Annotated in this window: 9 protein-coding genes and 1 pseudogene; 7 read left to right on the top strand and 3 right to left on the bottom strand. The window is 71.0% G+C overall.

Going from position 1 to position 10280, the window contains the following annotated elements:
• The 4 genes from G6R25_RS17270 to G6R25_RS17255 form a co-directional block, all read left to right on the top strand.
• Positions 1–334 (top strand): TCP-1/cpn60 chaperonin family protein (locus G6R25_RS17270; RefSeq protein ID WP_272871459.1); only part of this gene is annotated, 334 nt, incomplete at its 5' end.
• Positions 335–430: 96 nt separating this feature from the next.
• Complete coding sequence (locus G6R25_RS17265) at positions 431–1681, top strand: glycosyltransferase (RefSeq protein WP_163553815.1); 1251 nt, start codon at positions 431–433, stop codon at positions 1679–1681.
• On the top strand, positions 1678–2697 hold the full coding sequence (locus G6R25_RS17260) for a glycosyltransferase (RefSeq protein WP_163553814.1): 1020 nt from the start codon (positions 1678–1680) through the stop codon (positions 2695–2697). Before G6R25_RS17265 ends, G6R25_RS17260 begins: the two co-directional genes overlap by 4 nt.
• Positions 2694–4196, top strand: a complete 1503-nt coding sequence (locus tag G6R25_RS17255; RefSeq protein ID WP_235948829.1) for a glycoside hydrolase family 130 protein — start codon at positions 2694–2696, stop codon at positions 4194–4196. The genes G6R25_RS17260 and G6R25_RS17255 overlap by 4 nt, the downstream gene beginning before the upstream one ends.
• Here the strand turns inward: G6R25_RS17255 and G6R25_RS17250 are convergent.
• The gene (locus G6R25_RS17250; protein WP_235948826.1) at positions 4121–5176 is read right to left on the bottom strand and encodes a glycosyltransferase family 4 protein; all 1056 of its coding nucleotides are present in this window, start codon (positions 5174–5176) and stop codon (positions 4121–4123) included. The genes G6R25_RS17255 and G6R25_RS17250 overlap by 76 nt on opposite strands.
• A gap of 10 nt (positions 5177–5186) precedes the next feature.
• Positions 5187–6554, bottom strand: coding sequence for a phosphotransferase family protein (locus tag G6R25_RS17245; protein WP_163553813.1), 1368 nt, complete (start codon positions 6552–6554; stop codon positions 5187–5189).
• A gap of 210 nt (positions 6555–6764) precedes the next feature.
• Between G6R25_RS17245 and G6R25_RS17240 the strand changes: the two genes are divergently transcribed.
• Both G6R25_RS17240 and G6R25_RS17235 read left to right on the top strand, forming a co-directional pair.
• Positions 6765–7379 (top strand): TetR/AcrR family transcriptional regulator, encoded by a 615-nt coding sequence (locus G6R25_RS17240; RefSeq protein WP_163553812.1) that lies wholly within the window; start codon positions 6765–6767, stop codon positions 7377–7379.
• Between the two features lie 212 nt (positions 7380–7591).
• Positions 7592–7780 carry a hypothetical protein gene (locus G6R25_RS17235; protein WP_161982931.1) on the top strand — a complete coding sequence of 63 codons (189 nt, stop codon included), beginning with the start codon at positions 7592–7594 and terminating at the stop codon, positions 7778–7780.
• Here G6R25_RS17235 and G6R25_RS30695 read toward each other — a convergent pair.
• A pseudogene (locus G6R25_RS30695) lies at positions 7774–7827 on the bottom strand (hypothetical protein); the annotation flags it as partial. The gene G6R25_RS17235 and the pseudogene G6R25_RS30695 overlap by 7 nt on opposite strands.
• A 721-nt stretch (positions 7828–8548) precedes the next feature.
• Here G6R25_RS30695 and G6R25_RS17230 point away from each other — a divergent pair.
• Positions 8549–9802: an ATP-binding protein gene (locus G6R25_RS17230; RefSeq protein ID WP_163553811.1), complete on the top strand. Its 1254-nt coding sequence runs from the start codon at positions 8549–8551 to the stop codon at positions 9800–9802.
• Positions 9803–10280 lie beyond the last annotated feature (478 nt).

The following is a 10280-nucleotide window of genomic DNA, read 5'->3' as shown; positions in this document are numbered from 1 at the left end:
TGACGAGGCCACCGGCGCGAGGATCGTGGCGCTGGCGCTGGCCGCCCCGCTGCGCCAGATCGCGAGCAACGCGGGCTTCGAGGGTGGTGTGGTGGTCGAGAAGGTTCGGGGCCTGCCGATCGGGCATGGCCTCAACGCGGCCCCCGGCGAGTACGTCGACCTGATCGCCGCCGGCATCATCGACCCGGTGAAGGTCACCCGCTTGGCGCTGCAGAACGCCGCGTCGATCGCCGGTCTGTTCCTCACCATCGAGGTTGTCGTGGCGGACCGTCTGTCGGCCGTCGGCGCCGGCGCCGGGGACGGCGCGGAGGCCATGGCGGGTATGGGTTTCTGACCGGCGCTGCCGCCCGCACTGCGCATCCGCGTGAGCACAGCGCTCGCGTGCCCGCCGGCCGACTCGGTGTCGGCAACGACCGGAAGGTGGGCCTGCGTGCCCCTTCGCTACGGCTTTCTCAGCACCTACCCCCCGACACAGTGCGGCCTCGCCACCTTCACGGCGGCCCTTCTGGACGAACTGACCAGCACAGCGCCCGGCGCCTCCAGCAGGGTGGTACGGCTGCTCGACGCACCCGCGGGGCCCGGCCGGCGACCGGCTGTGGTCGTGGGGGATCTGGTGGCCGGGACCCCGGGTGGCCCGCGCCGCGCGGCGCAGCTCCTGAACGGTTTCGACGTCGCGGTCGTGCAGCATGAGTACGGGGTCTACGGTGGCCCGGACGGCGACGAAGTGATCGAGGTCCTCGACAACCTCGAAGTGCCGGTGATGGTCGTCCTGCACACCGTGCTCGTCAGCCCGACCCCGCACCAGCGCGAGGTCATGGATGCGCTGGTCGCGTCCGCGGACGCGGTCGTCGTGATGACCAAGACCGCGCGGGCCCGGCTGGCCGACGGGTACCACGTCCACCCGCACCGGATCTCGGTGATCCCCCACGGCGCGGCCGACAACGGTCGCGCCGCGCCAGCGCGGTTCGCCCGGCCGACCGTCCTCACCTGGGGCCTGCTCGGCCCAGGCAAAGGCATCGAATGGGGCATCGCGGCGATGGCGGAGTTGGCCGACCTCGATCCGGCTCCGCGCTACCTCGTCGCGGGCCAGACCCATCCCAAGGTGCTCGCCCGGGAGGGCGAGGCGTACCGGGACGGGCTTGCCGCGCTGGCCAACCGGCTCGGCGTGGCCGAATCGGTCGTCTTCGACCACCGCTACCTCGACGCAGGGTCACTTGCCGAGCTCGTGAGCGGTGCCGACGTCGTCCTGCTGCCGTACGACTCCGTCGACCAGGTGACCTCCGGCATCCTCATCGAGGCGGTGGCGGCGCTGCGGCCCGTCGTCGCCACCCGCTTCCCGCACGCGGTCGAACTACTCGGCGACGGCGCCGGCCTGCTCGTGCCGCATGGTGATGTGGCGGCGATCGCGGCGGCGGTGCGCAGCATCATCACCGATGACGGCGTCGTCCGCGGGTTGGCGAGCGCCGCCGCCGCCCACGCACCCGAGCTGTTGTGGCCCGCGGTGGCCCAGTGCTACCGCGGGCTGGCAGCCGGGTTGGCCGCCCGCACCGGGAGCAGGCCGGGCATCGCGCCCGTGCCCCAGCGGGCACCCGGAACGGTGACCACGCCCGTGACCACGCCCGTGACCACGCCCGTGACCACGCCCGTGACCACGCCCGTGACGGCGACGGCGACCCGGTGACGACTGCGATCTCGTTCAATCATCTTTTCCGGCTCAGCGACGACATCGGCCTGTTCGAGCACGCTCTCGGCTCGATCCCACGCCGGGGGTACGGCTACTGCGTGGATGACGTCGCGCGCGGGCTTGTCGTCCTTTCCCGCGAGCCGTCGCCGCCGCTGGAGCTCATCCGACTGCTCGAGCTCTATCTCACCTTCGTACTGGCGGCCCAGGCACCGGATGGGACGGTCGTAAACCGGCGGGACACCGAAGGCCGCTGGCTGGACAACCCCGAAGTCGGCGACTGCTGGGGCCGGGCCCTGTGGGGGCTGGGCACCGCGGCGGCCCTGGCGCCCACCGTGCGGCTGCGGGCGCTGGCCCGCACCGGGTTCCATGCCAGCGCCGCTCGGCGTTCCCCCTGGCCGCGGGCCATGACGTTCGCCGCCCTCGGCGCCGGCGAGATGCTGCTCGCCCACCCGGACGACACCGCGGCCCGTGCTCTGCTCACAGATGCCGTCACCGTGATCGGCCCGATCGGCGACGATCCCGCGTGGCCGTGGCCCGAGCCCACGCTGCGATACGCCAACGCGGCGGTGCCGGAGGCGCTGATCCTTGCCGGCATGTGCCTGTCCGACTCCACGGCGCTCGCGACCGGATTACGGCTGCTGGCCTGGCTGCTCCACGTGGAGACCCGGGGCGGGACGCTGTCACCGACCCCCGTCGACGGCCGGCGCCCCCGCGGTGATCCCAGGCCCGGCTTCGATCAGCAGCCCATTGAGGCCGCGGCCATCGCGGACGCCTGCGCGCGGGCCCACGCGGCGAGCGGTCAGAACCGGTGGCTGGCCGGTCTCGGGCGGGCGCACGGATGGTTCCTCGGTGAGAACGACAACGGCACGCCGCTGATCGACGTCGCGACCGGCGGCTGCTACGACGGCCTCGAACCCGAGGGATGCAACGCCAACCAGGGGGCGGAGTCCACCCTCGCCCTGCTCTCGACAGCGCAGCACGCTCGCCGCCTGCTCGCGCCAAGGACCCCGTGACCCGTGAGTCAGGCACCATGACCCTTGAGTCCGACCTGGTCACCCGGCATCCACTGACGCTGGCCGCGGACCCCGGCAGGGTCATCGCGAAGCTGTTCCTGCCCGGCGAGGAGGGCAGCGAGGTGCACTCCCGGGCCGCGGGCATCGTGGCCAGGGTGCTGGCCCTGACCGACGACGAGGTCGCCGGCCTCGTGGCCGCCCTGCTTGCCCGGTTCGAGCCCCGCCACCGGGACTACCAGGGCACCCTGACGCGGCACGCCGCGATCGTGGCGCCTCGGGTCCGGGCGCCGACGGAGCTCTCGCCGTCGCGCACGCTGCTGCTCGGTGCGTGCTTCACCGCCGAGTACGTGGTGGAGGGGGCGGCCGTCACGAATCCGTCGGCGGTCGCGCATCCCGACCAGTCGGGGCTGCCGGCCGGCGCGCTGCGCCTGGTGCTCAGCCTGCGCGCCGTCGGCGAAGGGCACCTGTCCTCGATCGGCTTCGCGGTCGGCGTGATCGGTCCGGGTCCGACGGTGCGGCTGGAGCCACGCACCGGCCCGCTCACCACGGGCCTGGCCGTACCGGTGGCCTGGGAGCGTGGTCGGCTACGCGCCCTGCTCGCAGACCATGGCCTCGACGACGAGGTGACGCGTTCTGTCCTCGACGTCCTCGACGCCCTCGACGGAAGCCTGGTCGGCGGTGACCTCGAACAGGCCTTCGCCCGCATGCCTGCGGATCTCCTGCGTCGTCCCCAGGCCGCCGGCATCCTGGCCGGGATCCGGTCCGTCGCCGGAACGCTGCGAAGAGTCGAGTTTCCGGCGGACAGCGCGCTGGCGCAGCGGGTGCTGTGGCGCACCGTCGCCAGCGAGAGCAAGGGAATGGAAGATGCGCGGTTCGTCCGTTTCACCGCGCCGGACGGGGCCGTCGACTACCGGGCGACCTACACGGCCTACGACGGCACCGACGTCCTGCCGAGGCTGCTCACCAGCCCCGACCTGCGGATGTTCACGACCTCTCCGCTCACCGGCCAGGCAGCCCGGAACAAGGGGATGGCGCTGTTCCCCCGGCTCGTCGGCGGCCGTCACCTCGCGCTCTGCCGATCCGACGGGGAGACCACCGGGCTGACAGTCTCCGAGGACGGGCTGGTCTGGGAACCGTTCCGCCCGGTCCACGAGCCGAGGGCGATCTTCGAACTCATCCAGGTCGGCAACTGCGGTTCACCCATCGAGACGTCGGCGGGCTGGCTTGTCCTCACCCATGGCGTCGGGCCGATGCGCACCTACACCGTGGGAGCGATCCTGCTCGACCTGGAAGACCCGTCCATCGTGGTCGCGGCACTGCCCGAGCCGCTGCTCACCCCGACCGGGACCGAGGCCGAAGGCTACGTCCCCAACGTCGTCTACTCCTGCGGCGGGCTGATCCACGACGGCCGGCTGTGGCTGCCCTACGGGATCGGTGACTCCCGGGTCGGGATGGCAAGCGTGTCCGTCGATGCCCTGCTCGCGAGGATGCGTCCGTAGACGGCGAGATAGTCGGTGACCATACGAGCCGTCGAGAACCGCCGGCTCGCCGTGGCCCGGCACGCGGCGCGGTCGAGGCCGGCGGCCCGATCCACCGCGGCGGCGGCCGCCGCCGGGCCGTCGACGAGGAACCCGGTCACCGCCTCGTCGACGATCTCCGGCATGGCTCCGCGCGGGTAGGTGACGACCGGCGTGCCGCAGGCCATCGCCTCCACGACCGCCAGGCCGAACGGTTCGTCGAACGCGATCGGATGGAGCAGCGCCGCGGCGGATCCCAGCACCTCGGCGCGCCGGGACGGCCCCACCGGCCCGAGGTAGCTCACCGCGTCCCCGTCGACGTGGGGCAGCACCTGCTCGGCGAAGTAACGCTCGTCCTGGACGATTCCGCAGATCACCAGCCGCCGGCCGGCGATCCGGGCGATCTCGATGGCCGCCGCGGTGCCCTTGTCGGGATGGATCCGGCCGAGTACCACCAGATCCTCCCCGCCGGCCGCCGAGAACGGAAGGGCGGCCAGGTCGATGCCGTGGTGCACCGTCGCGACATAGTCCAGCTCCGGGCTGCGATCGGCATCGGAGATGGAAACGTAGGCGGACGCCGCCCGGCTGTAGGCGGGGACGATCCGCGGGTCCGAGAATCCGTGGACCGTCGTGACTATCGGTGCCCGGGCATGGGCCGCGAACGCCAGCGGCAGCCAGTCAAGATGATTGTGCACGAGGTCGAATTCACCGGAGCGGGCCAGCGCATGGGCCACGTGCAACGCCTCCCACACCCGGCCGTCGAGCGCCGGGTCCTCGGCGTACCCGTGGGGGCATACGCCGTCCAGCTTGCCGGCCGTGCGCGAGTCCAACGTCGCGAACAGGGTGACATCGACGCCGCGCGCGACCAGTCCCTCCGCGAGGTGGCTGGCGATCTGCTCCCACGGGCCGTAGTGCCGAGGCGGCGTGCGCCACGCCACCGGCGCCAGCATCGCGACTTTCACGCCTGTGACGTTAGCCCAGCCAGCGGCCGAGGGGCTGCATCGTGTGGTGTTTGGCCATGGCAGAGCCGGCGGGGCCCATCAGGGCCTTGTAACGCCGCCAGCGGCGGTTGAACAGGACGACGAGTTCGGCGTCGTGGCGTCCCTCGTCGGCCAGGACGAAGTTCTCCAGCAGTGTCTCGCTGTCGTCCCAGTTCTTCGGCGCGCGGCCGACGAGCCGGGCGAGGTCCTCCCGGTCGGCCTCGGTGACGGCGGCGCCGATCTGGTCGAAGCGTTCGAGGCGGCGGGCCAGGCGGAAGGCGATGCGGATCTGGTAGGTGACGTACGGATCGTCGACCGAGATCGACCGCAACGACCGGGACAGGTGTTCGTGCGGGGTGGAGACGGGTGAGGAGACCGGTTCGGGGATCTCGACGGGTTCGAGATCGATCCCCAGGTATTCGGCCATGGTCTCGACGGCGTGCAGGTTCGTCTCGCTGACCCACTGGGCGTAGGTCATGTAGTCGGTGTTCAGGATCGGGCGGGCGAGCGCGCCGTGGAAGGACAGCTGGTTGGTGAGGGTGAAGAACAGGTGATGCCACTGGATGGCGGTGAGGTCGACGGGCCGGCCGGTCAGGTCGGCGTACCGGTCGTAGAGGGTGGTGAAGTCGCCGTAGGGGATGACGGTCTCCCGCATCCGCCAGGCCGCGAGGTCCATCATCGGGTCGCCGAGGTGGCCGATTTCGACGTCGACCAGGGCCACGAGATGCCCGTCGGCGTGGTGGAACTGGCCGGAGTCCCAGACGACGGGTGCCTCCCGGTCGCTGGCGGGCAGCGGGTGGCGGCGCAGCCAGCCGAGGACGAACTCCATCAGCGGGTCGGGGCGCACCTTGATCGACCGGTAGTGCTTTTCGAACCGGCGCGCTCCGATCATCGCGGAGTCGCTCGGCGACGTCCCGGAGATCACCCCGGCGGCCTTGCACGGCTCGACCGGGAGCTGGTGCATGCGCGCGAGTGCCTGCAGGTACTCGTCGACCACCACGCGGCGCTGCTCGGCGGTCGTGCCGGCGAAGTCGGGCCGGCCGGGGACGGCGGCCATCGCGTACGCCCTCGGTTCGTCGCACCAGCCGTGCACGCGGGGGACCGGGATACCGTGCTCGTCGAGAAGTCGCTGGAACAGCATCTCGTGTTCGAGAGGGAAGATCAGAGACGTGTCGGACCGTTCGCCGCGTACGACGGCGCGTTCGGTGGCGCCGCCGCGGTCGATGTCGACGAACCACATGGGCCGCGATCTGGGCTGCCGTTCCCACGACACGACCTGGCCGCCGAGCAGGGACTCCAGCCAGGCGATGACGCGGTCGTCGTCCTTTAACTCCGTGTTGCGGGCGTCCGATGCTGACATGATCATCCCTCCGGTGCTCAGCAGTCCTCGGCTCGGCTCCCCACGACCTCGCACGGGCAGTCGCGCCGGCCTCCTGACATTCGCGGCCAGCACGCGCCGGCGGCTCGCCGACGACAGTAGCCTAACGATTGTTAGGGTGCTAGCCGGAGCGGAAACACACCTTCGGCAAGCCTCCAAGTGGACAGGCACCGAGGCAGGGCGAGCCCAGCGGTGAGCCAGGGGACGGGCCGGGCGAACAAGCGTGACGCGGTGCTGCGGGAAAGCGCCCGCCTGTTCGCCGAGCGAGGCGTCGAGGCCACGACGATGCGCGTCATCGCCGACGCCTGCGGCATGCAGGCCGCCAGTCTCTACCATCACTTCGCGTCGAAGGACGAGCTCGTCGCCGCCATCCTGGTCCGCAGCGATGCGCACATCACCGGTCTCTACGACGCCATCCGCGACGCCTCGCTGGAGCCCGTCGACCGGCTCGAGGCGATGATCCGGGCGACGCTCGACAACCTGGGCCACTACCGGGACGCCGCGCGGATCTACTACCGCGACCGGGCACATGTCGCGGCGTCGCCGCTACTCACCCAGGTCCGCGACCATGCGGTTGCCCATGATGAGCTCTGGGATCGGACCATCGACGCGGCCATCACCGCCGGGCGCATCTCCCCGCGGTTCGCGGCCACCGGCCTGCGCCGGCTGCTGCAGGAGTTGATGTGGTCGACCGCCCGGCTGCGCGGCGACGCCGTGAGCGCTGACGACATCGTGCACGTCCTGCTCCGCGGGGTCCTCGCGCCGGAGCCCGGCTGCGGCGAGCCGGCACGCCGGCCGGAGTCGTAGCCGGCCCGTGACGACGGGCGGTCGGCCATCCGTGCGCCTGGCGCCCCGCCCGGCGCTGGGTCGGTGGACAGGCGGGGCCGTCAGGGGATCGGCCTCGGCGGCTGCCCACTACGCCGACTCCTGCGACCCCCACCCCGGTCACGGGTGAGTCGTCATCCGGCCGGTGATCGAAGGGCCGGTCGAAGCCGTCCGGCGGCCGGAACGGGAAGATGATGAAGGGGAAGCCGGGACCGGCCGGGTTGCGCACCAGTCGCGTCGTCGTCGTGAATGGGGTCGACGTCACCGGCGTGCCGGTGGGCGTGGTGCCGCTCGCGGTGGCGTGGTTGACGACCACCCCGGCCAGCGCGTCGGCCACGGCGACGCCGGTCAGGGTGGTGTTGCCGGAGTTCGTCACCAGGTAGGAGTAGTTCAGCGGCTGGCCGGTCCCGGTGAACGAGGTCTGGGCCACCGACTTCGTCAGCGAGATCGACGGCGTCGGGGTGCCGGATTGGCAGGTCACCAGGTTGCTGAACGGCGCGTAGTGGATCTCGCCGCCGTTCGCGCCGGCCGCGCTGCCCTCGTCCAGGGTGCGCGTGACGACGTTGCCCTGCCAGCTCACGTTCGGGACCGTCCAGGTGTAGTTCCCCGACACCGCGACGTTGATGACCGGTGTGGTGGTGGCGGCGGAGGGCTGGACGCTGCCGGGCGCGGGGTTGAGTTCTGCAGCGCGGAGAGCTGGGTCCCGGTCAGGTCGAGGATGTTCTGGCCGGGCTGGAGCGGGATCGTCTGGAGCTGAGCCGTCGTCTGAACCTGACCGTGCTGGACACGCTGACTCCCCGGGCCCCGATGACAACCTGATTGAGCGCGCCAACAGCGCGTCTGACGACGAGTCGGCGCAATGGCTGGCGGAACTGCGTCCGAGCGCGAAGGGACGCACGCCGCAGCGATGCGCACCCGGAATCCCGGTCCGGACCACCGAGCTCCGGGGTCCCACCCGGAGCACTTGGCCGATGATTACAGAGAGTTACCACATCGCTGTGGAGTGCACGTCAGCGTGTCGTGGGGCGTCCGCTCGGGAGACACGGCTCCGACCGGGATCGATTCCGTCCGCCCGATCGGGCCGCAGAATATGTACTGAAACGACCACAGAATATGTACTGCTGACTTCGCGGACCTTGTAGTGTTGCTGTATGGCCACGTCAGGGTACGTGCCGCGGATCGCCGACGGGCTGCTGGCCAGCCTGCTTGCCGAGCTGCCCGCTGTCATGGTCACGGGCCCGCGTGCGGCAGGGAAGACGACCTCGGCCCGGCGGATCGCCGGCGACATCCTGCGGCTGGATGACCCTGCGGTGGCCGCGGCGGTGGCCGCGAGTCCGGACGCGGCGCTGCGCCGCGCGCATGAGCCCGTCCTTCTCGACGAATGGCAGGAGGTGCCGGCGATCCTGGGCGCGGTCAAGCGCGCGGTCGACGACGATCCCCGCCCCGGTCGTTTTCTCCTCACGGGCAGCGTCGAAGCCGACTTCACCACCCGCCAGTGGCCTGGAACAGGGCGCGTCGTCCGATTGGTGCTACATGGGCTCACCGAGCGGGAGATCTCCGGTTCCGTCGGTCAACCAGGCCTGATCGACCTGCTCCTCAACTCCGATCTCTCCCGTCTACGGGTCTCCGGCCCGCCCCCGAGCCTGGACGACTATGTCGACCTGGCGCTGTGCAGCGGTTTCCCCGAGGCCGCGCTGAACCTGAGCACACCCGGGCGGCTCGCCTGGCTGGACGCGTACATCGATCATGTCGTCACCCGGGACGTAATTGCCGCGGGGGAGCAGCGGGATCCTGTCCGACTGCGCCGTTACCTGGAGGTCCTCGGGCTCTCGACGGCCGGGCTCCCCGCCGACGGCGCGATCTACCAGGCCGCCGGCATCAACCAGCGGACCGCGGATGCCTACGGTCGGATCCTGGCTGCTCTTTATCTGATCGATCTCGTTCCGGCGTGGTCGACGAACCGGTTGAACAGACTGACCAAGCGGGCGAAGCGGTACCTGACCGATCCTGCGCTCGCGCTGGCCGCCGCCCGGGTCGATGAGCGCAGCGTCCTGCGGGACGGGGATCTGCTCGGCCGGATGCTCGACACCTTCGTTGTCGCCCAGCTGCGGCCGGAGGTGACTCTTCTCCATCCGCGTGCCCGGCTGCATCATCTCCGCTCCCGGGACCAGCAGGAGGTCGATGTCATCATCGACCTCGGTGGAGGTCAGGTGATTGCCATGGAAATCAAGGCATCGTCGGCGCCGTCCGCTCGGGACGCCCGCCACCTCGTGTGGCTACGTGATCAACTCGGTGAGGATTTCCGCGCCGGGGTCGTGTTCCACACCGGTCCGATGCCTTTCGACCTCGACGACCGCATCTGGGCGCTGCCCATCAGCGCCCTGTGGGCGGCCTGGATCGATTAGCGTCGAGCCGGCTGGCCGAGCTCATCCCCTGATCGGCTCATCCCCTGATCGATGCCTCACCTCCCGCGCCGGGCTCGATCGGCCTGGTCAGGCGACCGAGTGGGTGAGCGTTCCGGTGTAGGTGCCGGCGATCTGGTGGGTGGGGCTGGAGGCGTAGGCGGCTCCCGGGGTAAGACCTACGACACATCCCGCCGGTCCGACCCGCGTTCGAGTCGGTGAGGCGCAGCGTGCCGGCCCCCGGAAGATCGTTCGACGTGGCGCAGCTGTGCAGAGTCCCGGTCGTCGGGTTACCGCGAGCGGTAACCCGACGACGACGGCGACAGCACCCGCAACGGCCCGTAGACGCCGCAACGGCGTCGTTGCCCGCAGCCGGTGCCGCGTACCGCCGCGGCGGACGGGAGACCGCTGCCACGGTCGCCGGACAGTGAGCCTTTCCCGGTAACGTTTCGTCGCTTTGCGTGACATCAATGTGGTGTTG

The organism is Candidatus Frankia alpina (assembly GCF_902806485.1).
In the GTDB taxonomy this organism is placed as follows: Bacteria; Actinomycetota; Actinomycetes; order Frankiales; family Frankiaceae; genus Frankia; species Frankia alpina.
The sequence above is the reverse complement of the archived record's forward strand: the minus strand, read 5'-3'. Positions and strand labels throughout refer to the sequence as shown.